The 25,093-nt window shown below is 58.2% G+C and carries 26 protein-coding genes; 14 read left to right on the top strand and 12 right to left on the bottom strand.

Annotation, left to right across the window (positions count from 1 at the left end; translation table 11 throughout):
- Nucleotides 1-52: 52 nt before the first annotated feature.
- The 8 genes from H4684_RS18800 to H4684_RS18765 form a co-directional block, all read right to left on the bottom strand.
- The gene (locus H4684_RS18800) at nucleotides 53-1,138 is read right to left on the bottom strand and encodes a terminase large subunit domain-containing protein (RefSeq protein ID WP_192624916.1); all 1,086 of its coding nucleotides are present in this window, start codon (nucleotides 1,136-1,138) and stop codon (nucleotides 53-55) included.
- Nucleotides 1,135-1,521: a terminase small subunit gene (locus H4684_RS18795; protein WP_192624915.1), complete on the bottom strand. Its 387-nt coding sequence runs from the start codon at nucleotides 1,519-1,521 to the stop codon at nucleotides 1,135-1,137. The genes H4684_RS18800 and H4684_RS18795 overlap by 4 nt, the downstream gene beginning before the upstream one ends.
- Before the next feature lie 181 nt (nucleotides 1,522-1,702).
- Nucleotides 1,703-1,909, bottom strand: coding sequence for a hypothetical protein (locus H4684_RS18790; protein WP_192624914.1), 207 nt, complete (start codon nucleotides 1,907-1,909; stop codon nucleotides 1,703-1,705).
- A 381-nt stretch (nucleotides 1,910-2,290) separates the two neighbouring features.
- Nucleotides 2,291-5,155 carry a DUF927 domain-containing protein gene (locus H4684_RS18785; protein ID WP_192624913.1) on the bottom strand — a complete coding sequence of 955 codons (2,865 nt, stop codon included), beginning with the start codon at nucleotides 5,153-5,155 and terminating at the stop codon, nucleotides 2,291-2,293.
- A 145-nt stretch (nucleotides 5,156-5,300) separates the two neighbouring features.
- Nucleotides 5,301-5,660, bottom strand: coding sequence for a hypothetical protein (locus tag H4684_RS18780; RefSeq protein WP_192624912.1), 360 nt, complete (start codon nucleotides 5,658-5,660; stop codon nucleotides 5,301-5,303).
- The gene (locus H4684_RS18775) at nucleotides 5,657-5,887 is read right to left on the bottom strand and encodes a hypothetical protein (protein ID WP_192624911.1); all 231 of its coding nucleotides are present in this window, start codon (nucleotides 5,885-5,887) and stop codon (nucleotides 5,657-5,659) included. The genes H4684_RS18780 and H4684_RS18775 overlap by 4 nt, the downstream gene beginning before the upstream one ends.
- Before the next feature lie 164 nt (nucleotides 5,888-6,051).
- Nucleotides 6,052-6,681 (bottom strand): hypothetical protein, encoded by a 630-nt coding sequence (locus H4684_RS18770; RefSeq protein WP_192624910.1) that lies wholly within the window; start codon nucleotides 6,679-6,681, stop codon nucleotides 6,052-6,054.
- A gap of 115 nt (nucleotides 6,682-6,796) precedes the next feature.
- Nucleotides 6,797-7,501 carry a tyrosine-type recombinase/integrase gene (locus tag H4684_RS18765; RefSeq protein WP_192624909.1) on the bottom strand — a complete coding sequence of 235 codons (705 nt, stop codon included), beginning with the start codon at nucleotides 7,499-7,501 and terminating at the stop codon, nucleotides 6,797-6,799.
- Between the two features lie 235 nt (nucleotides 7,502-7,736).
- Here H4684_RS18765 and H4684_RS18760 point away from each other — a divergent pair, with 235 nt between their 5' ends.
- Entirely contained in the window at nucleotides 7,737-8,363 is a 627-nt protein-coding gene (locus H4684_RS18760) for a DUF6976 family protein (protein WP_407644777.1), read from the top strand.
- 250 nt (nucleotides 8,364-8,613) lie between these two features.
- Nucleotides 8,614-8,985 carry an Rpn family recombination-promoting nuclease/putative transposase gene (locus tag H4684_RS18755; RefSeq protein WP_192624907.1) on the top strand — a complete coding sequence of 124 codons (372 nt, stop codon included), beginning with the start codon at nucleotides 8,614-8,616 and terminating at the stop codon, nucleotides 8,983-8,985.
- A gap of 22 nt (nucleotides 8,986-9,007) precedes the next feature.
- On the opposite strand, the gene H4684_RS18750 is transcribed toward H4684_RS18755, so the two are convergent.
- The gene (locus H4684_RS18750; protein WP_192624906.1) at nucleotides 9,008-10,213 is read right to left on the bottom strand and encodes an RNA-guided endonuclease InsQ/TnpB family protein; all 1,206 of its coding nucleotides are present in this window, start codon (nucleotides 10,211-10,213) and stop codon (nucleotides 9,008-9,010) included.
- Between the two features lie 22 nt (nucleotides 10,214-10,235).
- On the opposite strand from H4684_RS18750, the gene tnpA reads away from it, so the two are divergent.
- The 3 genes from tnpA to H4684_RS18735 all read left to right on the top strand — a co-directional run bounded on the left by tnpA (nucleotide 10,236) and on the right by H4684_RS18735 (nucleotide 11,772).
- A complete protein-coding gene (gene tnpA, locus H4684_RS18745; RefSeq protein ID WP_192624905.1) occupies nucleotides 10,236-10,649 on the top strand; it encodes an IS200/IS605 family transposase in 414 nt (137 codons plus the stop codon).
- Nucleotides 10,621-10,998: a DUF4351 domain-containing protein gene (locus tag H4684_RS18740; protein ID WP_225940555.1), complete on the top strand. Its 378-nt coding sequence runs from the start codon at nucleotides 10,621-10,623 to the stop codon at nucleotides 10,996-10,998. Before tnpA ends, H4684_RS18740 begins: the two co-directional genes overlap by 29 nt.
- A gap of 345 nt (nucleotides 10,999-11,343) precedes the next feature.
- Nucleotides 11,344-11,772 (top strand): hypothetical protein, encoded by a 429-nt coding sequence (locus H4684_RS18735; protein ID WP_192624903.1) that lies wholly within the window; start codon nucleotides 11,344-11,346, stop codon nucleotides 11,770-11,772.
- Nucleotides 11,773-11,876: 104 nt separating this feature from the next.
- On the opposite strand, the gene H4684_RS18730 is transcribed toward H4684_RS18735, so the two are convergent.
- Nucleotides 11,877-13,583, bottom strand: coding sequence for a sigma-54-dependent transcriptional regulator (locus tag H4684_RS18730; protein WP_192624902.1), 1,707 nt, complete (start codon nucleotides 13,581-13,583; stop codon nucleotides 11,877-11,879).
- A 446-nt stretch (nucleotides 13,584-14,029) separates the two neighbouring features.
- Here H4684_RS18730 and H4684_RS18725 point away from each other — a divergent pair, with 446 nt between their 5' ends.
- The 7 genes from H4684_RS18725 (at nucleotide 14,030) to H4684_RS21305 (ending at nucleotide 20,884) form a co-directional block, all read left to right on the top strand.
- A complete protein-coding gene (locus H4684_RS18725; RefSeq protein ID WP_192624901.1) occupies nucleotides 14,030-14,485 on the top strand; it encodes a PilZ domain-containing protein in 456 nt (151 codons plus the stop codon).
- Between the two features lie 64 nt (nucleotides 14,486-14,549).
- Nucleotides 14,550-15,104 (top strand): polysaccharide biosynthesis/export family protein, encoded by a 555-nt coding sequence (locus H4684_RS18720; RefSeq protein WP_192624900.1) that lies wholly within the window; start codon nucleotides 14,550-14,552, stop codon nucleotides 15,102-15,104.
- An 8-nt stretch (nucleotides 15,105-15,112) separates the two neighbouring features.
- Nucleotides 15,113-16,282: an outer membrane beta-barrel protein gene (locus H4684_RS18715; RefSeq protein WP_192624899.1), complete on the top strand. Its 1,170-nt coding sequence runs from the start codon at nucleotides 15,113-15,115 to the stop codon at nucleotides 16,280-16,282.
- A 161-nt stretch (nucleotides 16,283-16,443) separates the two neighbouring features.
- Nucleotides 16,444-18,171, top strand: coding sequence for a Wzz/FepE/Etk N-terminal domain-containing protein (locus tag H4684_RS18710; protein ID WP_192624898.1), 1,728 nt, complete (start codon nucleotides 16,444-16,446; stop codon nucleotides 18,169-18,171).
- A gap of 332 nt (nucleotides 18,172-18,503) precedes the next feature.
- On the top strand, nucleotides 18,504-19,370 hold the full coding sequence (locus H4684_RS18705) for a P-loop NTPase family protein (protein ID WP_192624897.1): 867 nt from the start codon (nucleotides 18,504-18,506) through the stop codon (nucleotides 19,368-19,370).
- Between the two features lie 41 nt (nucleotides 19,371-19,411).
- Nucleotides 19,412-20,578: an ExeA family protein gene (locus H4684_RS18700; protein WP_192624896.1), complete on the top strand. Its 1,167-nt coding sequence runs from the start codon at nucleotides 19,412-19,414 to the stop codon at nucleotides 20,576-20,578.
- A 93-nt stretch (nucleotides 20,579-20,671) separates the two neighbouring features.
- Complete coding sequence (locus H4684_RS21305; RefSeq protein WP_192624917.1) at nucleotides 20,672-20,884, top strand: SWIM zinc finger family protein; 213 nt, start codon at nucleotides 20,672-20,674, stop codon at nucleotides 20,882-20,884.
- A gap of 80 nt (nucleotides 20,885-20,964) precedes the next feature.
- On the opposite strand, the gene H4684_RS18690 is transcribed toward H4684_RS21305, so the two are convergent.
- Together H4684_RS18690 and H4684_RS18685 are read right to left on the bottom strand one after the other, a co-directional pair.
- Entirely contained in the window at nucleotides 20,965-21,204 is a 240-nt protein-coding gene (locus H4684_RS18690) for a hypothetical protein (protein ID WP_192624895.1), read from the bottom strand.
- Complete coding sequence (locus tag H4684_RS18685) at nucleotides 21,201-21,431, bottom strand: hypothetical protein (protein WP_192624894.1); 231 nt, start codon at nucleotides 21,429-21,431, stop codon at nucleotides 21,201-21,203. The genes H4684_RS18690 and H4684_RS18685 overlap by 4 nt, the downstream gene beginning before the upstream one ends.
- Between H4684_RS18685 and H4684_RS18680 the strand changes: the two genes are divergently transcribed.
- Both H4684_RS18680 and H4684_RS18675 read left to right on the top strand, forming a co-directional pair.
- Complete coding sequence (locus tag H4684_RS18680; RefSeq protein ID WP_192624893.1) at nucleotides 21,430-23,184, top strand: sensor domain-containing phosphodiesterase; 1,755 nt, start codon at nucleotides 21,430-21,432, stop codon at nucleotides 23,182-23,184. The two genes, H4684_RS18685 and H4684_RS18680, sit on opposite strands and share 2 nt — an antisense overlap.
- A 289-nt stretch (nucleotides 23,185-23,473) precedes the next feature.
- Nucleotides 23,474-24,706 carry an ATP-binding protein gene (locus tag H4684_RS18675; protein ID WP_192624892.1) on the top strand — a complete coding sequence of 411 codons (1,233 nt, stop codon included), beginning with the start codon at nucleotides 23,474-23,476 and terminating at the stop codon, nucleotides 24,704-24,706.
- The last annotated feature ends 387 nt before the right edge of the window (nucleotides 24,707-25,093 follow it).

The following is a 25,093-nucleotide window of genomic DNA, read 5'->3' as shown; positions in this document are numbered from 1 at the left end:
TTAGGGGTGCACACCAAGTGGCTCCATTAAGGGTGCCGATGAACTGGCTCCATTAGGGTGCCGACGTTTTGGCTTCATAGGGGTGCTGATCAACATGCCGTCCCCCGCTGCTGCATATCAACTTGTTCGTGGCCAGCACCCGATCCTTGACTGCCGGATTGCGACCGTTCACGAACACCGAGAAACGCGCCTGCCGGAGTAGAGCCAGATCTGACTGGCTGGCGTCAACCGACCGGCGGCCACCACCTGATGCATCGGGATAAAGGTTTATTCTGTGGCCAGGGTAGCGGCCCTGGATCTGCCTGATCATGTCTGGCGTATCGTATCCGTTCACGATCTCATCAACCGCGTGCGGATCTTTGCCACGGACAACCCATATCACGGCGGCCATTTTTCCCACGTTGAAGTCCATGCCCACGAAAAGCGGTTCGCCCGGCTTGATCGTTTCGTCGCTGCTGTTCGCTTCGCGGTCGAACTCGGCATAGACACGGCCATGGGTCAGGTTCACGAACTCGCCTTCCAGATATGCCGCAAGCAAGTTTGACGGGTAGGCATTTCGTAAATTGTCGATGTAGCCGTCTGGCAGGTTCGCGGCGTTGTCCATCGTCCTGGCCTTGAACAACACATAGCCCGGCGCGGGATTCTTGACCCATCGCTCGTAAACAAAACGGAATCCTTCTGGCGTAGTCGCGACCGCCACGGTATTGGGCCATGAGCATTTCTGCCGGTTGCGGGCTATCACCTTGTTCCAGACCATCCGGGCCTTTTCCGTGGGCAGGGTATCCAATTCGTCAAGGATGCTGTGGGCGACTTCATAGCCGACAATCCTTTCTGGATTTTCCATGGTCCTGAATACGATTCGGCCCGCGCTTGGAAACTCTATAAACGCACTGGACTTATTCAGTTTGTACGCAATATTCTTTCGTTCGCATAACTCCGGGAAACGTCGATATGCAATATCTTCGATTAGTGGGTACGTTGGCAAGTAATAGGCAATATCGCAATCCTTGAATTGCGTCTTTAGTCCCATAGCTCTTGCTATTGCTGCTGCTGATTTTCCAGATCCAAATCCACCACAAAAACACGGCGCTGGTTCCTTGCATATTGCGAAGGCTTTCTGTGTCTCTGTCAAAATCACACAAACTCTTCAATGGATGCTGGTAAAAGCTGCGCTGTAACTTTGGACTCGATGCGCTCAACATAAAGCCCGGCGGCCTTGCCCCGTGCAACTTCGGCGGCGACCGCTGCGGACCATCGCCCGTCTTCGGCGGCCTTGTCGCGAAGTTCTTTCAGGTCTCCAAGATGCTGCTGCATGGTCAACACTACACTAGCGGCGACTTCGCTCTGTAGATGCTGAATCCTGGCTAGGACGTGGGGCGTCTGCATCAATTCTGTTCCACGTCGCCATGCTGTTGCTGGCTTGCCCTTATCGGAGTATGTCGCCCGATATGCATCTGATGCTGAACCGCTCTTGATGTATTCCAGGCAGAACTGCTCTTGCTTCGCTGTCAGTGATTTCATTTCTTCCCCCGTCCTTGATATGTCCGTAAAAGTTCGCCACTCCACCAACACAAGAAACGCTCTCCGCAAGTCTTGCATTGATATCGGATCTGATGATTCCAACAATCGATCTTAAAAGCCCCCTGGAGTTTTACAACTTCCAGCCCATTACAGGTGGGGCATGGTGGATTCAAATGATCTTTCATTTAAAGGCCCCCTTGAAAAACAGATCTTGCTGATCTTTTGGAAGTTCGCTCCATATTTCGCGCATAGCTTCGGCGCGGGCACGGTCGCCAATATTAAATGGCCTGCCACCAGTGATCAGGTTCAAGAGACCGTCTTTTGTCTGCAAATTCGATCCTGCCCATAGGACGAAAAGCTCGTTGATTCGCTGCCGATCATCGCTCATCATCACCCCCTGGCCCTAGCAGGCAGGTCTGCATATCCGCCATGAGTAATCGGCACCGCTGACAGGCTTGCGGGTAGCCCCGGCACTCTGACAGATTCTGCATGGTCTTGGCGCTGGTCAGATAGTGATGCTCAATCGGGTCGATAAAGTGGCGGCCCGGCAATGGTTCCATCGAAATGGGCGTTTCCGACCCGGTTTCCAATTTTTCACGCACTGCTTGTTTTTTAGTGGGGCAGGTGGGGCAAGTGGGGCTAGGCCCCGTCATTCCTTGGTTAAGCCCTGCCCCACTTCCATTTTCAAAAGTGGGGCAGTGGGGCAGTAGTGGGGCACCATCCGTAAAAGTGGGGCACTGACCCTGCTGATCAAGCAGGTGGGCAACGCTCAACATACATCACCCCCTTCCAGATCCGGCGGTTCGATGACATAGCATCGGCATCGCCCAAGTTCGGGCAGGGTGATCTTTTGCGAAAGGTGCTTGTCGTTGCGGCGTAGCAGACCGGCCTTGTCCAAGGACTTGACCGCCTGCGTTATGTTCAGGCCCGGCACCACTGCTGCCAACTGATCAGGCAGGAAAACAAACTGCACCCGACCGCCTGTTGACGTGCGCTTGAATCCGCTGCGATCGATAATCCGGCCCGGTTCAGGCGTATCCAGATTTTCAAAACGTGCCTGGCCATATCGGGCAAGGTAGCTCAACACCTGCTGAACTGCTTGTCCGTGCTCCATGTCGCCGGTCGTGCCCCTGGCCTGCAACCAATCGTCGAGACACCGCTTGACCATCTGCATGGCGTGACCCGGCGTCCAGGGCGTGACTTCCAAGACAGTGGCCAGTTCGCCAGCCACGGCCATAAGCGCAAATCGGCGGACACATCGCACCACCTGCCCACTGGCCCCTTCAGGCGTCCATGCTTTTGTGATGGCGTCCAGATCCGTGGCAATGGTCAGATCCTGCTCACGATCAATCAGGTTCTGAACAAATGCCCGGCCCGCGTGCCCATGATGATCTGATACTGCGTCCGTGATGGATTGCGAGAACTCCGCCCCGGTAGCATGACCATGAAGGTCTTCCCAGCATCCCAGCCCGCCCCCAGCATCCGCTGGCAATTCAAGCAGGCGGACACCGTGACCGGCTCGGCACTGCTGACCTTCTGCCTTCAGCTTGTCTTCCACTCGGATTTCACCAGTGGAAAAAACCGCGCACCGCCATTTCCGCACCCGTCGAGCACTGCCGTCTTGATGCGCCCGTGCCCGGCCTGCTCCATTCCCCAGCATGTAAACCACTTTGCTCATGGATCGGCCTGGGGCTTCGCTCATTTCGTCCAGGGCGTAGAAAGTATCGTTGTGGATCTCCAACGCGCCTTCCAGCCCGTTCTTGGTCGCGTTCCAACTGGCCTTGGCATCGGGTCCACCCCAGACTGATAATCCGGCAAGCAGACAGGTGCTCTTGCCCGTGGACGATGTGCCAAACATATTCACGCCACCCGGCCCCATGCCTGCCTTGGCGAGTAGCGGCCCGGAAAGGGCCAGACATACGGCCAGGGTCAAGCGGCTGTTGCTGACACTCCACTTGCCTATCGTTTCCTGCCACCCGGCCAGGCCCCCGGCCTGCTGATACGGATTCGCACTCATGGCGGATTGCATGACAATCGGCTCGGCACCGGGAAGCCCATAGACGTGATCCGGCAACACAAACCGGCCATGATGCCAGCCAACCGACGAAACGCACCGCACCCGCTCCGGCGGATTCGACTTGGAGAAAAACGCGGCCAGCCAAGCCCGCTGTTTCTGTCCCGGTTCCGGTATCCAGCCCCCGCGCACCAATTCCGCCACCCAGCCCCCGGCCCGATCGAAAAGCAGGCTGGCAGGCATGGCCCATTCATGGACAACACCATCAGGATCTCGCCACCGGAGTAATTGCCCCCACTCCCTGCTGTCAGTATTCCGCGTCCAGCCCAACACTTCTATGACCGGCCCTAGGCGGTAGGGCACTGGTTCCTTGTCAGGATTAGAATCGTCGAGATAATGTAGCCCGGCGGCGTTGACGAAATAGCCCTTGGGCATCGCTGCCCCACTTTTTGGGCCTGCTGCCCCACTTGCCCCACTTCCGTTTTCAGTAGTGGGGCAGGGCTTAACCCCCGGCCCGCTTGGGCTGGCCCCATCTGCCCCACCTGCCCCACCTTTTTTTAACGGTTGTGAAGATTTTGTGATAAATTCCCGCACCGCGTCCGGCCCCATAGCGACGTGAAGATCATTGAAGTCTGTTTGCCCTGACTCCCGATCCTGGCCAAAGTCCGGCACTGCCACATAACCATCCACGGCGGCGGCGGCGTCAATCGCGTGCTGATCAGGTTCGCCGGTCTGCTTATCCAGATCCGCAAGCATGATGATCTTGGCGTTCGGGTACTGTTCGCGCATAGCCACGGCCACTGACTTCAGATTTCCGCATGAAAGGGCGGCCACGGCTGGCAACTGTGCATCCTGTGATGCGCTTAGAACCGTCGCGACACCTTCCCCGACCAAAAGTATGGCCGGGCGATCAAATCGCTCTGTAGCCCAATATGCGCCCGATTTCGTCCCGCGTCCTGCCAAGGCAGTCTTGCGGCCTGTGCCGTCGATAAACTCCAACGAGCATAGGCCCGTCGATCCTGCCCGGCGTATGGGTACCACCAGCACGTCGCCTTCCAATTCTTCACCCTTGGACTTGAGCCGATAGCCGATCATCTCATTGACCACCGACACGTCGATTTGCCGAATCGTTGCCGTTGACGACACCTGCTTGCGCTCCAAGTATGGATTGATCTGTACCGGCGCGGCACGATGCCAGATCTCAACCGCCCATTTCGCGGCCCTGGCCTGCTCTTGCTGGATCTCGGCTTCGGCCTGCGCTGTCGCCTGCATCCTGGCCTGCCTGCGCTGTTCGACTTGTTCCGGCGTCATGGTCTCGGCTGTGTAGGTCACGTCATCGCGCCACCCGTTTTCCCTGGCCAGGTGGAACAAGCTGCCGATGCCGACACCGCCACCGGACTTGATGCCGCGCCATACGGTCATGGCGTCGTGCTGGCTGTAGTTATCCGCTGACCCGCTCCAATCGTCCCAGATAGCGAAGCCAACTTCGCCAAACTCTGATTTCAGGGCCATGCCCATACGCAACCAGATTTCGCGGTCGTGGGCGTCGATATACTCCAAGGCATCGGCGGCCCGCTCCATAGCCGCTGGTCCATCATCCTGTCGTGGGATATAGCTCATAGCAGCACCGACCCTGCCAGTATTGCGGCCAGCATGATCAACTCTTGACTGTCCGCCTGCTCTGTGAAACATTGAAGCCAAGAAACGCCACGTTTCACAAGCCCCATTCCTTTGCCCTGCGTGCCCGCGTGGGGCATTTCCTTTCTCATGCCCTGGCCCCCTTCGCCTGCTGCGCGTCAAACTCAATCGCGGCGGCCCTGGATCTCTCCATCCAATCGGGATGCTGCTCAACAAACATAGCCAACGATGCGGCGGTCCAACCGTCACGACCACGATGCTTTGCACGGATAGGGCGGAATCCTTCTTTCTCTTGGATCTCTCTGGTCAAATGCTTGTCGTATTCCAGCCCGGCCCATATTTCCAAAACAACCGCCTGCGTATTCGTGACGGCCCCGGAGAAAAACTGTTCCACTTCATCTCTGGCGACAAACTTGCTTGGCCAGTTCTTGATGGCGGCGGCGGTATCCAAAAAAGGGCGGTCAGTGGTTACTCTGTTTTTCTTCATGCCTGCACCACCTGACCCGTGGCGCGGGCTTCAATCCACTTGGCCAGGGCGTCACGGTCATAAGCAACCCTGCGTCCGATCGTGATCTTGCCGCACCCTTCGCCAAGGGCGTCCAAGTTCGCCATGGTTCTGGGATGGAGTAGCCCACCGCTGAAACGACCCACTTCGGCGCGGGCAACGAGCGGGGCTGGCCAGGACTGAATCAACTTTTCCGATAACAACGTCATAAAACCACCTTCCACGTTCAACGTGGCGTTAAGTGAATGTATGATGCTGTTATCGCTTATCTTTTAGGCTGCTGTCAGGGCGTAGAAAACGGGTAAAGGTAGTGATTTTCGGCGTAGATTTCGGGTCCGGCGGGTAGGCGCAAAAAAACCGGGGTTTCCCCCGGCTAATTCTTCAGCCTTTTCTTGTATTGATTGGTCTCATATTTGAAGGCGTTTTCAAGGCTCTGCCTTCTGGCCGTGTCGTTAGGGCTTGGCGGTTCTTCTCCCCGGACAAGGGCTGCTATTTCTGCACGGTCCATGGTCTTCTCCGGCGGCCTGCCCCAACGATCTTGGACTTCGAGCATAAGCTGACCTTCATGGATGCTGCGGATCTTTTTCCGTCGCCAGGCAACATATGAGGCGGCATCGGTCGGTTCTTTCTCTTCCACCTGCTGATCGTGGATCGGCTCGGTCGTGGGCGTGGGCGGCGTCGAGACTGCGGTATCTTGTGGCGGGTATGTACTGGACAAGTATTCGAGTATTTCGGGATGCTTCTCTTGCAAGAAAGCTTTTGTTTCATCAATCAAAAAACTGCAAGTACTTATATGACCGCGAAATGCTTTATCGTCCCAAGGGTATCGTAGCTCTTTATGTGTGAAGAGACGTTTTGTCCCGCTACCATCAGTATAGTCCTTGACTGTTACTTCAAGCCCGCTTGCGGTCCAACATGGAAGTCCTTCTTTTACAAAATTAACTAGTTCCTGGTTTAAAATGCCAAGAACATTTTGCAACCCGAACCCATTAATCCGTCTCATATCGTCTGCCCCCATGCCCCATGTTTAAAGATCCAGGGCCAGGCGCTGCTGGGGCAGTAGTGCGCTTTTCGGTCGGGGCAATTACTCCCGGCCTAGACCCTGAAAAGATGATCGTCTATTTGCCGAAAAGGACCACCACCTTGGAAGGCATCACAAGTTCATCGGCAAGGGCGTCCATGGCCTTGCGCTTGGTCTTGTCATCGTCGTGGGCGTATCGCAACGCCATGATCGGCGACGACCACCCACACAATGCTTGCAGGTCAGGCAGGGACATTCCGCCTTTGGCTAGTCTGGTTGCTGCGGAATGTCTCAACGTATGAAATACAACTCGGTCGCGCTTGTCACGATTTTCATTCAGGCCAAGATCCTGCACGGTATCGCGGAATGGTTGCGGCGGCTGAGTATAGGGCTTGTCGGCACCGTTCATAAAAACATGACCGGCAAGGCGGCCCTGGCCCCGGAGTTCAAGCAGGAAAGAAACCAGTGGAGCGGGTAGTGGGATCGCCCGATCTCTGCCATTTTTCGTGGCTCGGAAGGTCGCTTCCCCCACGGCCAGATCCAGATCTTTCCATTCCAGACCGGCGGCTTCGCCAAACCTGCATCCTGTCATGGCGGCAAACAATGTGATTGCGTGGGCGGCCCGGTCGCGTTCGGCCAGGGCGGATAGGATCTGCTGAAGTTCTGCCGTCGAAAGGGTTCTGGTCCTGCGGTTGCCCCCCTTGCCTAAGGTCGCTCCAACATCGCGGGCTTGCGGCGGCGGGAAGGGTACCAGCTTTCGAGAATAAGCGAAGGCCAGCACTTGCCGGAGAACACCTGCCATATATTGCCTAGTTCGTGGTGCCAAACCACCGTCAACCATGGCCCCCATAAGGCGGTCCCAATGATCAACGTCAATGTCTTTGATCGGCACGTCGCCAATGATCGGCTGTAGCCAGTTCGCATAGGCGCTTTCGTCGCTCTGCCAGGACTTTGCTTTTTTCCTGTCGCCACTGATTAACTTGGCGCTGGTCAGGTAAACCGGCCAATACTCGGCAAGAGTAACTGGTTGTCAACCTTTGGTTGGTTGGATTTCCGGTGTGCACCTTGACAATTTGGGAAAGATCTCTCCGAAGGTTTTCGACGGCCTGAGCGGAAGTGCTCACGAGCAGAAGGCCGTAGTCATGCATGTTCATGTAAAACAGGGCAAGACAGTGGATGTCGGGATTGTGAATATTTTTGAGCAGGGCGGGGGCGATACCCTCACTTTTGCATCGGATGGTTTTTCATGCACCGATGTCATGGTCAACGGCGTGAAAGAGAATTTTGCCGATTACATCACAAAGAACGATCTAGATACCAAGCTCCCTCTGGTTGCAGATTACTATGGCGCTTTGGTCAATATCAGTTTTCAGAGTGTTGAGCCCGGGGCTGAAGTTAAGTTCTACGCGCCTGTCTTTGCCGGAATTCGCTACAAGCACGCCAAACCGATCAGTGATTACGCCACCTTGTTTGATGCTCAGTTGAAAAAGAACAAGTTGAGTGGAAACAATGTTTTATTTTCCTGCAACTGCATTCTCAACTATCTGTATTCGGGGCTCGAAGGTCACAAGACCGAGCCCTTTGTAGGCCCGATCACTTTTGGAGAAGTTGCGTATCAATTGCTGAATCAAACACTTGTCTATCTTGAGGTTCACGATTTGTAACCGTTTCTTTTGTCGCGCCTCGTCATGGAGAGACCGGGTCATTCCGGCCTTTCCATGACGAAGTGCCCAACGGTTCGCCGACGTCGGCATGGGTCACGGCCGGCGCGTTTTTTTCTTGTCTGTCATGTTTCGTCTTTCATCGATTGTCCTTCTGCTTTGGTTGCCCAGACTTGCAATCAATATCCGTACTGATCCCACAAGCAAAAGGTGGTGTTGTTTCTCTTGGCGATCCTGACGTAGTGGTCGCGCCATGCAAATGGTCAACAACATCCACGACGCGCTCTTTCGCGAAACCATGAGTCACAAGGATGTCGCCGCGGATTTCATTCGTCAGTATTTGCCGGAGGCCGTCGTCCGGCATGTTCGCCTTGAAACCCTGGCCATCTGCAAGGATACCTTCGTGGCCCCGGACCAGACCATGCACCATTCGGATCTGCTCTACGAGGTCCGGCTGAGCGGTGACAGGCCCGCCTATGTCTATTTCCTGTTCGAGCACAAAAGCACCCCGGACCGCTTCGTGGCCCTGCAGGTGCTGCGCTACATGCTCGAAATCTGGGAACTGGCCCGCAAGCAGCGCAAAGCGCGCAGAATCCTGCCGCTTTTGGCATCCTCCCCGGCCTGAACGCCGAGGATTCCATGCTGCATTAAGCGGCATGGAGTGGTTCCTGCTTCGCTGCGGTCGCTTGAGCCTTTACCGCTCCACAGGCCATCACGGCGTGCCCCGCCGCGAGAATATTGATGGCCGCGTTGACATCGGCGTCCGCCGTGTGTCCGCAGCCGAGGCATCTGAACTTGGTCTTGTGCCGGTTACCGGCATCGACACGGCCGCACTCCGGGCAGGATTGGGATGTGTACTGCGGTGGCACGGCCACCAGCACGCCCCCTGCCCACAGGGCCTTGTATTCGAGCTGGCGGCGGAACTCGCCCCAGCCCTGGTCGAGAATCGACTTGTTGAGCCCGGCCTTCGCCCTGACGTTCCGGCCCGGGGCCTCGATGGTCCCCTTGGCCGAACGGCTCATGTTCGACACCCGCAGGTCCTCGATGGCGATGAGTGCGTGGTTTTTGCACACATCGGTCGAGAGCTTATGCAGGAAGTCGCCACGGGCGTTGGCGATGCGCTCATGCAGGGCCGCGATCCTCGCCTTTTGCTTCCGCCAGTTGGCGGAGAATTTGACCTTCCGGGCCAAGCTACGCTGTGCCCGGGCCAACTTTTTCTCCATGGAGCGAAAGCTGTTCAGGGGTTCAACGATCGCCCCGTCCGAGAGGGCGGCGAAGGCGCGGATGCCCAGATCGATGCCGACCTTGGAGGTCGAAGCGTGCCGCGGCTCGGGAACCGTTTGCTCTGAGAGGATGGACATGCGCCAGCGCTTACCGCATCGGGACACGGTAACCTGTTTCACGTCCCCCTGGACGTCGCGGCTTTTTCTATACCGAACCCATCCGAGCTTCGGGAGCTTGATCCGGCCATTGGCCTGGTCCAAGCAAAATTGCTTCGGGTCCGGGAACCGGAAGCTGTCATGAACGCCTTTCTTCTTGAATTTTGGAAACCGCTTCGGGTTATTCTTGTCAAAGGCGTCCATGAACGCACGATCGAGATTGCGCAGCGTCTGCTGGAGCGTGTGGGACGGTGACTCGCAAAGCCAGGCTGTTTCCGGCTCCCGCTTCCAGGCGACGAGCTGCGCGGCCATGTCGTTGTACCGCAAGATCTTTTCACCGGCGTCAAGACGACCTTTCTCCAACGCCAACGCCCGGTTCCAAACGAACCGACAGGAGCCCGCATAGCGGGACATTTGGCGCTCAAGATTCAAATCGGTCTTTAGCGTGAAAAGGTAAGCCTTGCTTTTCTTCATGAGTTGTTTATAGTATCGGTCTATGAAAAATGCAACCGAAATTCGAACTGGACGTCATTGTGTCTTCCTCATGCACGTGCACTTGGTCTTCGTGACCAAGTATCGGCGGCGAGTTTTCGAGGCCCGGCACATCAAGTACATGCGCGGACTATTCGCCCGCCTGTGCTCGGAACTCGATGCCGAGATGGTGGAAATGGATGGCGAGGAAGACCATGTCCACATCCTTGTGAACTATCCGCCCAAGCTGGCGGTTTCGACGCTTGTGAACGCGCTCAAGGGCACGTCTTCGCGGCGCCTACGCGGCGAGTTTCCAGAGATTGAGCGCCGCTATTACAAGGGCGTTCTCTGGAGCCCGAGCTACTTTGCAGGCTCGTGTGGCGGCGCACCGCTTACGGTTATCCGACAATATGTGGAGAACCAGCAGACACCTGGCTAAAGCGCTGCGCCAGCTCGCGCCCTGCCAGGAGCGCCGTTTCCCCTACCTGAAGGAAGGGGGCTGTGGCGCTAATTTCGGGTCAACCAAGAAGGGTACGATCATGACGCTTGCCGAACGCCTGCTTCACAGGGGAAAACAGGAGGGACGCCAGGAGGGACGCCAGGAAGGTCGACTACTGCTTCTTCAGCGTCAACTGACCAAGCGTTTTGGACAGGATGCCCTGGATATTCGGGTCCAGGAACGTCTGCGCACGGCCACTCCCGAACAGCTCGACCTCTGGGCCGAGCGCATCCTTGATGCCCGGGCCTTCGAGGATGTTTTCTGCGATTTTCCTGAAGATCCGTCCTGAGATTGTGGGCTCAAGCGCCTTGAATCGCGGGCGCCTGTTCGGATTTTGCACGCTGATCATCCCTGGATCGTAAGCACCGCGGCGTGAATGCCTCCTCCCGTCCTTTCACTGTTTTGGTTGGTTCAGTCCACGTCCTTGATTTTATCCTGCCATCGCCTGTCCATCGGGAAAACTTTCATTTTCCGGAAAAATCAGACAAAAATCTCCTTTCATTCGGCCGCGCAACATCCGCCAATAACCTCGCAGGCCTTGGCCGGTGAGGCCATTGGGCGCGATGACCGAAGACGGCTTGTGGCACGGGGATTGATATGTGCATGGGAAGGATGCCTGAAAAAGGAGGGAATCATGAAACGCTTCAAAGCGGATCTGTCGCTGAGCATCGGTCTGATCATTGCCTTTTTGTGCTGCGCCGACGGCGTTCAAGCACACAACGAAACGGTCGAGGAAGATATCATCATTGTGGCCAGAAATTACGTTTCGGTCGAGTTGTCGAACACTGGCGTTGTCATGGGTAGCAAAAAGGGGCGTTTCGAGCCGGCTGAATTCAAGGGGGTCGAGGGTACGACCGTGCTGTTGTTCATGTACAACAGGATTTCACGAGACAAATGCGTGCGATTGGTGTCGCGCCTTTATGAAATGGATCCGGTCGAGATAGAACCTCGGGTCGATCACGTTCTTGGCTTCCTGAAGGACAACAAGCTGCTCCTGACCAGCAAATACCCCAATCCGTCGCGAAATTTCGGGATGAACAAATTCAAGATCGAAGAAAAGTGATTTCTGCCGAAGTATGTGAGGGAAAGATTGTGAATTGTGAATGGTGAATGGCAAGACCAGCAGACCATATCCATTCACTATTCACCAATCCACAAACCACCAATTCAGGTCCCACTAATGTTCAGGCTGTGCTTGCTCAAAAGGTCGTAGAGCCGGGCGCGGCTGAGGCCGGATATTGTCAGGGCGCGCTGAAAGTTTCCCTGGCTGCTGCTCACGAGGCGTTTCAGGTAGGCGGCCTCCACGTCCTGCATGGCCAGTTCGCGGACTGTGCGCAGAGGAAGCAGTTGCGAGTCCGAAGCGTTTTCCGGGGGGAGGGGCAGCGTGATGTGCGGGCCTACGATCTGCGCGAAACCGTTGCCGGGTCTGTGCTTCGCGAGTGATCCGACCAGGCCTTCGGGCGTCGGCGACGGCTTCGAGCCCAGGTCACCCGATGGCTTAGCGCACGAACCGGGGCCTGCGGTCATTTCCTCGGGCCGTCGCTCTTGCGGGTTCATGGATTCAATTTCCGCCGGAGGCGCTGGCCGGGTCGCTATCCGGGCAATCGCGGCGGGCAGGAGCGGACAGCCAAGAGTTCCTCCCTTGGCCTTGCATGCGCCATCCTCGTCGGCCACCAGATACCCGTCGCTCTGTGGTCTGCCCGAACGTTTGAGCAGCACCTTGGCGCGGATATCCACAGGCAGGTGCTGGGGGTAGAGCCTGCATTCCCCGGTGCCGTTTTGCACTGTCGCGTGCAGGACGTTGATCAGTTCACGCACGTTGCCGGGCCAGTTGTAGAGGGTCAGGGCGTGGTGCAGCTCGTAGGAAAGTTCCTTTTCTTCAAAGCCTAATTCCGCGCAAATCTGGCGCACATGGTAGCTCGCGATGGGCAGGATGTCTTCCTTGCGTTCGCGCAGGGGGGGGAGCTGGATCACGCTGGTGCGCAGGCGATGATAGAGATCCTTGCGAAACTCGCCCCGTTTGACCATGGCTTCGAGGTTGCGGTTCGTGGCGGCGACCAGCCTGAAGTTGCTTGCGACTTCCTTCTTGGAGCAGAGCGGTCTGAACCGGCGTTCCTGCAGAACCCGCAGCAGCGATTTTTGCACCTCGATATCCAGATCGCCTATCTCGTCGAGAAAGATTGTCCCCCCATCGGCCTGTCGAAAGAGCCCGTCCCGCGCCTCGGCCGCGCCGGTGAAGGAGCCGCGCTCATGACCAAAGAGCAGGCTCTCGGCCAGGGTCTTGGGGAAGTTGGTGCAATCCACGACAATGAAATTGTTCTCCGCGCGTTTGCTGTTCTCATGGATGGCGTTGGCGAAGAGTTCCTTGCCCGTCCCGGTTTCGCCCAGGATAAGGATGTTGACGTTGCTGTGCGCGGCGGTGGCGATGTGTTCCAGACACTCTTCGAGGCAAGGGCTGGTCCCGAGGATGGCCTCGCGTTTGATGTCGGCGTGATTCTTGATCTCCATCCTGGCGCGGCGGTGGTGCAGGCAGCGGTTGATGGCCTGGCCCAGTTCCTCGTGAGTGAACGGCGAACACACGACGTCCCATGCACCTGCGCGGATGGCCTCTTCGAGGATGACGGGATTGCAGCCGTTGGTGATGATCAGGATATGCGGTCTGCACTCTGACTTGGCCAGTGCCGCCACAGCCTCGCCGGGTTTCTCGGTGATGTCGATGTCAAGAATGACGATGTCGAATGCGGTGGTTTTGAGAGTCAGTGTAGCTTGTTCACACGAGGCAAGGGAAAAGCATTCATGCCCGTGACTTTCGACAGCCGGGCTGAGCAGGTGGCAAATATCGCTGCGTTCGTGAATGATGAGTACTGATGCCATAACCTTATCGCCTTTGAAAAATCACTTCCATCCATATTGAAACAGTCTGAATTGTATGACGCTGGCGTAATACACTTTGATTGTCTGAAAAATGAGAACAAAAATGTATGACATCAATGTAATACATGGTATTTTTTGCATTATATCTCTGAAAAAGGGCGACTACACGAAACAATAATGAATGTGAAGTGTCTATCGATGCGGTCATTGGACTGTCAAAATTTTTTTCATAACGCCCCGGGATGATGAAAGTCCGATTCAATCGGACACGAATGGTGCTTGACTCGTGGCGTACTGTGCCAGTCCTGTTTCATTGGACAGTGGCAGGGAAGGCGTGAAAGGTCTTGAATCCTCCCGGTATGGGCGGGTGTGCGGGGAATGAACCGGTGATTTTGAAAATGGCACAATTCTTTCATATGATTGCGAAAAATTGCAAGGGAGTCCCCGTGACAAAAAAACGCCCCCCTCTCTGGCTGGATACCGACCTCGACAGCTACCTGCGCGAACAGGACGCTCCCGGTGGCAAGACCGTGCCTGCTCCGGGCGGTCCCCTTCAGGCCACCCCCGATGACAGCATTCAGGACCGGCGCAGGGCCACCCGCCAGCTCCTGTCCGGCTTCGCCGTGGTGCACACGCTGGATCCGGACGGGCGCAGGGGGCGGTATCGTGTGGCGCAGCTGCGCGACATCTCGACCACGGGCATCGGCTTGCGCCTGAATTCGACCGAGCCCGAGAGCTTTGCGGAAGGGCGTGAGTTCGAGGTGCTCTTTCAGTTCTCGGATCACGGAAAACCCCTGCACATGGCCTGCACCGCCTGTCGCAAGGCGTTGGACGAGGCCGGGGTGATAATCGGCGCGGTTTTCAGGAATCCATTGGGATCGCTGGCCGAAGTCAGCTGCTGACGACTGTCAGACTGGGCCGGGCGCTTTTGGGGCGAATAATTTTCTGCATTTGAATGGAGTATTTATGAATTTGTTCATGCGGTTCGGGATTCTTTTTTTTCTGCTCTGCGTTCCCGCACAAGCCGGTCAGGGTGCTGCTTTTCCCCTGGGCAGCGGCGATGTGCTCGAGATTTCCGTCTGGGGGGATGAGAGCCTGGCGCGCAAGGTTCTTGTGCGGCCCGACGGCAAGATCTCCTTTCCGCTGGTCGGCGACATGCAGGCTGCCGGAGTCGGCGTCGACGAGCTGCGGGCCGGGCTGGAGACCAGGATCGGCGAGTACATCCACGGCGCGCCCGTGACCGTCATGCTCATCGAATCGCGCAGTCCCAAGGTCTCCGTGGTCGGCAAGGTGCAAAAGCCCGGCGTCTTTCCCATGGACGGTCCCATGTACGTCCTGCAGGCCCTGGCCATGGCCGGCGGCATGACCCCCTACGCCTCCACCGGCTCGGTGCGTGTCATCCGCACGGATGCCCAGGGCGGGCAGCGCTATCTCCCCTTCGACTATGACAACATCGCGGGCGGCAAGAGCCTGGAGCAGAACGTGCTGCTCGAACCCGGCGACATCGTCATCGTTCCCTGATAGCTCTCATGACGCCTTCCATCATGCGCTTTTTCGTCCCTTTTTCGGCGGCGGTCCTGCTCCTGGGGCTGACCGCTGCAAGCGGCGTGTGCGAAACCATGGTCACGCCGTCCATCGGCGTGCGCGCGGCTTATGACGACAACACTCTTGGCAAGGGCGACTGCGATGCCGAACTCATGCTTTCTCCGGCCTTCAAGGTCGAGGGAGGCGACGAGGTGACGCGCCTTGGGCTGCAGGGCCGCCTGGATGCCTTTCAGTACGCCGAGCACGACGAATACTCCCGCGAGAACGTCCAGCTCGGGGCGAATGTCTCCCATCGCGCAAGTGAGCGGCTGGTGCTGCGCCTCGGCGCGAGATGGGTCCGGGACCACACCGTGGAGAGCGAGTTCGACGAGTCGGGCATCACCACGGAAAAAGAGGCCCGCAATTCCTACACGGCCACCCCGGGCCTGACCCTGCACCTGACCGAGCGCGACGAGCTGTCCCTTGACGGCAGCGCCGGACTGGTCCGCTACGAGCGCACGGGCTTTACCGACTACCAGATGGGCGGCCTGACCACGACCTGGAGTCACGCCCTGGGCGACGGCCTGTGGCGCGTCATCGGCCAAGCCGGTGCGCAGGCCTACCGCTTCGATCTCGTCAACGGCGAGACTTCGCAGCTGGTCCTGTCCGCCCTGGCCGGTTTTGCCTGGAAAGCTTCGGAGACCCTGGAGTTTCAGGTCATGGGCGGAGCCAGTCAGACCGAATCGGAGGTGGAGTTCGACTCGGGGCTGAGCCTGGACGACAGTCAGCTGACCTTTTCGGGTTCGGTCTCGGCCACCTGGACCGACGAAGTCTGGAAACTCACCCTGAGCGCCGACAGGTCCGAATCACCCTCGACCTACGGCGAGCTCATCACCCGTGACCGCCTGCGCGCCTCTTTTGGCCGCAACCTGTCCGAGCGCCTCTATCTTGGGGTGCAGCTGGCCTGGTACATGTCCAAAACCTCTGGCCTGGTGCAGGACGAGAACACCCAGACCTACAGCCTGGGCCCGACCCTGCGCTACCGTCTGACCGAGGACTGCACCCTGGACGGCGGCTATCTGTATACCCATGAAGACGATATCGAAGCCAGTGAGATTACCGACCGCAATCGCGTATATCTTGGAGTGACGATGGATTGGCCTGGAGTTTGGTGAATAATTACTGGTTAATAGTGAATGGTGAATGGTGAATGGTTAGAATTTTGTGTGGATTGATATTTTTGTTTTGAATGGCGAGTTGTCATTTCTTGGCAATTGATACGTGCATTTCTTGTCCATTCACCATTCGCCAATCACAAATCTCCCAAGGAGAATAAATGTCTCAGTTCAGTGAAGATACGGAACTTGGCTACCTTGTCGGCGTCGTCCGGCGGCGCATCTGGCAGATGGTTTTGCCGGCCGTGGCCTTTTTCGTCGTGGTTGCCGTGGTGGTGGCCCTGTTGCCCGCCAAGTATCAATCCTCGGCCACGATTCTCATCGAAGGGCAGGAGGTGCCGCAGGAACTGGTGCGTTCCACGGTGACCGGATTCGTGGAGGAGCGGCTTCAGACCATCACCCAGGTCGTTTTGAACCGCTCCAACCTGATGAGCATCATCGAGCGCGTCGGCCTGTACCAGGAAGAGCGCAAGACCATGACTTCCGAGGCGCTGGTGGCCATGATGCGCAAGAACATCACCATGGAGCCCATCCAGGCCGAGGTCATGAGCAACACGGGGCGGCCGTCCACGGCGACCATCGCCTTCTCCGTGGGCTTCGAGGGCACGGATCCGGCCAAGGTCCTGCAGACCACCAACACCCTGGTTTCCCTCTTTCTGGAGGAGAACCTCAAGAACCGCGAGGAGAAGGCGTCCACGGCCTATTCCTTCCTGGAAAAGCAGCTGGTGGCCCTGCGCGACGAGGTGGCCCAGTCCGAGGAGCTCATCGCCCGGTTCAAGGAGGAGCACCTGGGCTCCCTGCCGGAGCTGACCCAGCTCAACCTGCAGACCCTGGACCGTATCGAGCGCGACGTGCAGGCCCACCAGGAGAACATTCGCGGCATCCTTGAACGCCGGGCCTTTCTGGAAGGGCAGCTGGCCACGATCACGCCGCAGCGCACCCTGGTCACGGCCGACGGCGGGCGCGTGCTGCCTCCGGTGGAGGAGTTGCGGGCGCTCAAAACCAGATACGTGTCGCTCACGGCCACGCATTCGGACAAGCATCCGGAGGTCATCAAGCTGCGCGAGCAGATCGCGGCCCTGGAGGGTTCGGGAGTCAGCGTCGATTTGGCCGAGGAGTTGGCGGCGGAGCGTGCCAAGCTATCCGATCTTGGCGCCAAATACGGGGAGAATCATCCCGACGTGCTCGCGGCGAAGCGTCGTGTGGAGGCCCTTGAGGCCAGCGGGGCGGGGTCCAGCCGGATGGTCGCAAGTTCCGTGGCCGAAAGTGCCGACAACCCGGCCTGGATGGCGCTCAAGAGCCAGTTGCAGGCCACGGCCATGGACCTGCAGAGTCAGCAGGCCATGCTTTCCGACCTGCGCCGTCGCCAGGACGAATTGACCCGCCGCCTGGAGAACGCGCCGCGGGTGGAGCAGCAGTACCGCAAGCTCGAACGGGATCATCAGAATGCCCAGTTCAAGTTCCAGGAGACCTCGCAGAAGCTCATGGCCGCGCGCGATTCCAAGGAGCTTGAGCAGGAGCGGGCCGGCGAGAAGCTGACCCTCATCGAGCCGCCCATGCTGCCGGAGGTGCCCGCCAAGCCCAAGCGCATGCTGCTCATGCTGGTCGGGTTCGTCATGTCGGTGGGCTTCGGAGCCGGCTGCGGAGCCCTGGCCGAGGCCATGGACGGCTCGGTGCGCGGCATGCGCTCCCTGCGCCTCCTGACCGACGCGCCGCTCCTGGGGGCCATCCCCTACATCGCCACGGGCGCGGAAGTGGTCAGGCGCAAACGCAAGATAGCCTTGGTCATGTCGGGCCTGGCGGGCGCGTTCGCGGTGCTGGTGCTGCTCTTCCACGTGTACGTGCGACCGTTGGACATTATTTTTTATCAGATCTTGGACAGGTTTTAGGGTAAAGGCAGGGATAGAGGCAGGGACAAAGGCAGCGACAAAGGCTGCGATAGAGGCAGCGACAAAGGCTGCGATAGAGGCAACGACAAAGGCAGGGATAGAGGCAACGACAAAGGCAGCGATAGAGGCTGCGACAAGATATTGATAAGACGGGGATAAGACAGGGGTAAGGCGCCGACAAGGTAGAGATAAGGCAAGGATGGACGTCTGGGACAGGATCGACGCAAAGGCAGGGGTGATACGAGTAAATTTCTTGCCCTGCTTCTCCCGTTGCCTCCGTCGTTGCCTTTGTCGCTGCCTCCGTCGTACCCTCTCAAATATTCAGGAGTAACATGAGTAAGATCATCAAGGCCCTTGAAAAGGCCGAGGAAGCGGAGCGGCTGGCGGCGGGGTATTCGGGTGGGATCATCGTGCCCGATTCGGTCCCGGCCAGGACCGTGACGCACGTGGCGCCTGTCGCACAGGTCGCACCTGCCGCGCCTGCCGCGCAGGCCGGGGGTGGTGGGCGGCGGGATAGCGTGGAGGTGCGTTACGAGCAGACCAAGGTCGAGCAGGCCTGCTTCCACAAGATGGAGGAGCGCAGGCTTCTTGGAGAGGGCGCGCCGCGCGAGCTGCGGGACGCCTTCAATGTCGTGCGTACGCAAATCCTGCGTCAGACGCGGTCCAGGGGCCTGAACACGATCATGGTCACCAGCGCGGGGCGCGGTGAGGGCAAGACCACCGTGGCCACCAACCTGGCCATCACCATCGCCCGCGACGCGAGCCAGACGGCGCTGCTGGTGGACGCCAACCTGCGCTGGCCCGGGATCTCGTGCGGCCTGGGCATGGACTCGCGGCCCGGACTGTCCGACCATTTCCTGCGCGGCCTGCCCGTGGAGGACCTGTTCGTGAACCCGGGCATCGACAAGCTCGTGGTCCTGCCCGCGGGCGGGTCCCAGGAGGATTCCGTGGATATCATCAGTTCGCCCGGCATGCAGGATCTCGTGGCGGAGATGAAGAGCCGCTACCCGGACCGCTACGTCATCTTCGACTGCCCGCACCTGCTGGGTATCCCCGATGCACTGGTCTTCGCGGAATATGTGGACGGCATCGTACTCGTCGCCGACGAAGGCCGGACCGCGCAAGGCGATCTCAAGACCGCGCTGGGCATGCTGGAAGGACGGAATCTGCTGGGTGTTGTCATGAACAAAACGCTGTAGCGTTTTTGTGGCGAATGATGAATTAAAAAAACAAGAAAAGCATGTACGAAAATTTCTACAATCTACGCGAGCGGCCTTTCACCATCGTGCCCAATCCGGCCTATCTGTACATGAGCGAAAAGCACAAGCTGGCTTTCGGGCATTTGAAGTACGGTCTGGGTGAGGGTACCGGGTTTGTGGTGCTGACCGGCGGGATCGGTACGGGCAAGACAACGCTCATCCGTTATCTTTTGGGACGCATCGAAAAGGCCGTGGACGTGGCGCTGGTCTTCAACACCAATGTCACGGGCGACGAATTGCTTCGGCTCATCATCCGCGAGTTCGAGGCCGGCGAGCCCGGCGACGACAAGGCCGCGAACCTGGCCATGCTCAACGAGTTTCTCATCGAGCGCTTCAGTCAGGGGCGGCACGCCATCGTCATCGTGGACGAGGCGCAGAACCTGTCCCGCGACGCCCTGGAGGAGGTCCGGCTGCTCTCGAATCTGCAGGGCAACAGCCGTCCGCTCCTGCAGGTGGTGCTGGTGGGCCAGCCGGAGCTGCGCCGCAAGCTGGCCGACCCGACCCTGACCCAGTTGGCCCAGCGCATCACCTCCACGTTTCACCTGCCGTCCCTGGAACTCGACGAGGCCAGGGCCTACATCTGCTTCCGCCTGGCCCAGGCCGGTGGCAACCCGCTGCTGTTCACGCCCGAGGCCATGGAGGCCATCCACACCGTGTCGGCCGGAGTGCCGCGTCTGATCAACATCATCTGCGACGCCGCCCTGGTGCACGGTTTTGCCGACGAGCTGACCATCATCGGCCCCGAGGTGGTGCAGGACGTGGCCCGGGACATGGCGCCCATGCTGCATTCAAACGGTGTCCAGGCCTTGGCGGACACTCAGCCCTCGGCCGGGATGACGGTCACGCCGGATCTGGAAGAGCGCCTGGCCGCCATGGAGCGCCGCCTGACGGTCATGGAGGAGCGCTTCGCGGCCTGGGGCACGGACGTGCAGCTCATGGCCCTGGAGCTTGCGGATCTGCGCAAGCCAGCCGGGACCACGCCTTCAAAAGTCGGGGAATCGAACCCCGGGCACTCCGTGCCGCCGGCCCCCGCGCAGCCCGAGGCCATCACCCCCCAGGTTCCACCCGCCAAAACCCCGCCCATGCCCACGGAAAAGAAACCGGAAAAATCCGGCGGCTTTCTGCAATGGCTGTGGCGACGGGGGTAAAGGCGGCCTGCATAAAGTCGTCATCCCCTTGAAGAAGGGGAGCCATGCCTTTTTAACTATCCGAAAAGAACTGATTTCGCGCTATCGCCCGACATTCGCGCTATCGTCCGACATTCATGCTATTGCCCGGCTTGGTCCGGCTGGCCGTGCTGGCACGCGTTCGCGGGAATGACACCCAGGTTCTTTTGCGACTTTTTAGAGTGTCGTCACAAAGCCGCTTTCGTTGACTTTAAGACCGCAATGTATAGAAAAATAAATTGTGTCTTAAAACTTTCACGCAAGTCCGAGTTCCAAAAGATGAGATAAGACAGCCGGGATGTGCCGTGAGTAATAATTTACTGTCACCGGAAGAATTGGTTTTTTTCTCATTTCCTTCCTTGAATGCTTCAGGAAAAACGGAATATTTCCGTTTGCGTCGTGTCTCTCCCGATCTGGACAACTTTCTCTTTCTTCTGCCTGTCGATTCTTGCATTGTGATCTGCACTTCCGAGCAGAGCGTCCGGAATTTTCTCGATGCGCTCAAAACCCAGGCAGGCCTTGCAGGCCATCGGCTTGCGCTTGATGGTGGCGAGGACGATCAGCCTTGCCGGACTCCGGCGCCTGGCCCCCTGCGTGGCGATGCTCATTTCGATGCACCGGGGGATGTGGATTCACCGGCGTATGATCTTGTCAGGGACGAAGCGGGGAGTGGCGCGTTCAGGGTTTGTCGTGTCCAGGTCCGGCGCGCCCCGGAACCGTCCGCGGAAGATTCGCAGGGCCCGGTTCCGGCTCGGTCCGGGGAACCCAGGTCGGCCATGGTGTCCTTCACGCTGGTGCGTCCCCCCTTGCAGCCCGAGGCTTTGGGCGCGCTCATGACCTCTCCCGCCGTGATCATCGATTCGGATGTCTATCTCAGGCCAGATTTGTCTTCCGCGTCAGACAGGCCCGCCGAGGCAACGCCTTCGGCCGATTCGGTTCTCGACGGGTTTGTGGAGTATCACCGCCTGGCGCAGAAAAATGTTTTCATGGAAGAAATTCTCGGTCATCTGGAAACTCCGGTAATGGCCGGGTACGCCGACGGACGGATTCTGGGGGGAAACGAGGCTTTTCTCAATCTCAGCGGTTATTCCCGGTTTGAACTTGCGACACGCAACTGGACTCTCGATCTGGCGAGCCTGGATTTTCAGGCCTTGCAGGAAAATGTCCTGGCCTCCCTTCTTGAAACCGGCCGCACACAGGAACTTGATACGGAGCTGCAAACGTCCGGTGGAAAGTTCGTGCCCTGCCATGTCCGCGTCTATCTGCACAAGGATGAGAAGGACCATCCGCTTTTTTTCTCCGCGCATTATCATCCGGCCACGGATTCGCCGGGCTCGGATAGCCCGAAAGCAGGTTCCGACCACGCGTTTTCCGACAGCCTGCAGTACGCCCTGAAGCGCTCCATCCGCCATCCGGACTACGCGTTCGCCTTACTGGTAATGGGCATCGACAATGCGGAGCAGGTTCTCCTTCAGATCGAGGATCAGAGGGCTTTTTTTGAAATGCTTGCAAAGCGGACCGTAAAATGTCTGCGCACCCTCGATATTCCGGCATATCTGGATTCCGAGCAGTTCTTCATGTTGCTGGACAATGTCCCCGACGTCATCGGAGCCGTCCGCGTCGCCCAGCGCATCCAGGAGGAAACCGCCAGGGCGTTCAAGCTCGGTCAGAGCGAGTTGCGGGTGACGTGCAGCTTCGGCGTGGTCATGGCCCCCAGGGATTATACGGACGAAAAGGACATGCTCAAGGATGCCAGGGTCGCGCTCGGTCGGGCGTTGCAGCGGGGTGAGCGGCAGATTGTGATCTTCGATGACCGGCAGAACAACGAGGCCGTGCAGTTCTTGCGGATCGAAAGCGGGCTGCGAAGCGCGCTCCTGGAGAACGAAGTGTGCATGCATTATCAGCCGATAGTGCACCTGCAGACCGGAACGATCTGCGGAGTCGAGGCGTACATGCGCTGGAACCACAAGCGCAAGGGACTGTTGCGGGCTGAATGGTTTCTGCCGTTTGCGGAGCATAGCGACGTGGTGTTCGAACTTGAGGCGTGGGCGGTCCGGAAATCCTGCTCGGCCTTGAAGCGTTTTCAGCAGGTCATGGGGGAAAGTTTTTTTCTGGGCCTCAACGTTTCTCTCAGAAACGCCCTGCGTCTTGGCTTCATCGAGGAGTTGACGGAGGTCGTCCTTGAACATGGGTTAAGACCCGAGGCCATTGTTCTGGAGGTGCGCGAGGAGTGGCTGAAATATTTTGGGGAGCGGTTTTCAAGTGTTTTCGCGGAGGTGGACAAGGCCGGGGTGGGCATCGTCGTGGATCATTTCGACGCGACCCACATCTCCCTTGCGGACCTGCACCACTTCCCGCTGCGCGGGCTCAAGCTGAACGTTTCCCTGCAGAACGATCCGGGAGTACTGGCAAGCCTTTCCGCCATCGCCAAAAGCACCGGCCTCACCCTCATCGCCCCCGGCGTCGAGGACGCAACGCACCTGTGCTCACTGCAGGAACACGGCTGCACCTACGCCCAAGGCAACGCCCTGGCACCGACCATGGATGAACAGGCTCTTATGGAGTATCTGGCGAAGGAGCGGGAATAGAATCAGCGACGGAGGCAGTGATGGAGGCAGCGACGGAGGCAGCGACAGACACCTCTATCTGGGATGCCTTTCCCGCTGCCTCCGTCGTTTTTCCGGTCGTTGCCTCAGTCGCTGCCTTTCCCAATCACTACTCCCTAATCCGCCACCACATTAACGCCGCCGGGCAAAGGTTTCCAGCAACACGGTTGCACCTACGCCCAAGGCAACGTCCGTGCGTCTGAAAATAGTATTGTGATCCTATCAAAAAATAAATATGGTCGGACTCCAATCCTATTTTTCGGAGTTCGCCATGCTCGACGACCTTTTCGGCCTCAGCCAGACATTGATCCGCGTCCGCAATCGTCCCTACAGACGTCCTTTCTTTGAGGAAGCTCTTTCCGGCGGCCGTTTTCACATTATCGTCGGTCCGCGCGGGGTCGGGAAGACCACGGTCATGATCCAGCACCTGCTGGCCGGCAGTGGCGGGGATGTTTTTACGCGCAAGGGCTTGTATGTGCAGGCGGACCATTTTCTGGTCGCACGTTCGTCGCTGTATGAGATTGCCGATGAATTCCATAAGTATGGCGGCGAGCTCATCTGCTTCGATGAAATCCACAAATATCCATCCTGGTCCATGGAACTGAAAAGCATGGCCGACACCTTCCCGGCCCTGAAAATCATCGCCTCGGGCAGTTCGGCTCTGGAGATCGTGCGCGGCAGCCACGATCTGAGTCGCAGGGCCCTGGTCCTGCGGATGCGGGGACTTTCGTTCCGGGAGTATCTCGGCATGGTTCACGGGCTGGAGTTCGTGCGACGGGCGCTCACGGACCTGACGGGCGGCCATGAGCGGACGGCGGAGCTGATTGTCCGCGAGCTGGAGCAGGGCGGGCACAAGGTGCTGCCCCTTTTCAACGATTACCTTGCGCGTGGATATTATCCGTATTTCCTGGAATATCCCGACACGGCGCAGTTCCAGCTCACGCTGACCCAGCAGGTCCAGGCCACCCTGGAGGTGGATCTGCCCGCCATCCATCCCGCGCTTGGCGGAGCGAGCATCCGCAAGATGCGCAAACTCCTGGCGGTCGTTGCGGGGCTGGTGCCGTTCACTCCCGACATGAAGGCGCTCAAGGGCATGCTCGAGATCGGCGACGAGCGCACTCTCAAAGGCTATCTGGGATTTTTGGAGGAGGCGGGCATTCTGCTGACCGTGTCCAAGAGTGACAAGGGCTTGCGCGCCATGGAGAAGCCCGAGAAGATCTACCTGAACAACCCCAACCTCTATCATGCCCTGTCCGGCAATTCGGCAGCGGACAGCGGCGCGATCCGCGAAACGTTCTTCCTGAACACGCTGCAGGCGGACCATACGGTCAGGGTCGCGCCCAAGGGTGATTTTCTGGTCGACGGCAGCCTGACCTTCGAGATCGGCGGGAAAGGCAAGGATGGCGGGCAGATAAAAGGAGTGGAAAACGCCTGGCTGGCTCTCGACAACATCGAGGTAGGCGTAGGGCGAAGGATTCCGCTTTGGATGTTTGGATTTCTTTAATGGAGGCAGGGACGGAGGGAACGAGAGAACCAGCGACGGAGGCAACGACGGGTCAACGACGGGGCAGCGACGGGGCAGCGACAGACATCCTCATCTGGAGAGCCTTTCCCGTTGCCTTTGTCTTGAATTGACGGGATCAGTATCCCGCTTCTTTTTGATTTGCCGGGCAGACGCCAATATTGAAACTCTCTTTCAAGGGGTTTAGTCACGTGCTGTGGCAACTCAACCACCCATATAAGAGTTTTAGCCACTCCATAAAGGTATTCAACTCCTCTTGAGAGTGGTTAAATACAGAAGTGGCTCAGTTTGTTTGAACAGATTCGCCTGATTTTTAGGTGGAATCTCCGCCATTCTTACATCGCCATTTTTACCTGGGGCATCTGTTCG

The organism is Desulfomicrobium macestii (assembly GCF_014873765.1).
In the GTDB taxonomy this organism is placed as follows: Bacteria; Desulfobacterota; Desulfovibrionia; order Desulfovibrionales; family Desulfomicrobiaceae; genus Desulfomicrobium; species Desulfomicrobium macestii.
The sequence above is the reverse complement of the archived record's forward strand: the minus strand, read 5'-3'. Positions and strand labels throughout refer to the sequence as shown.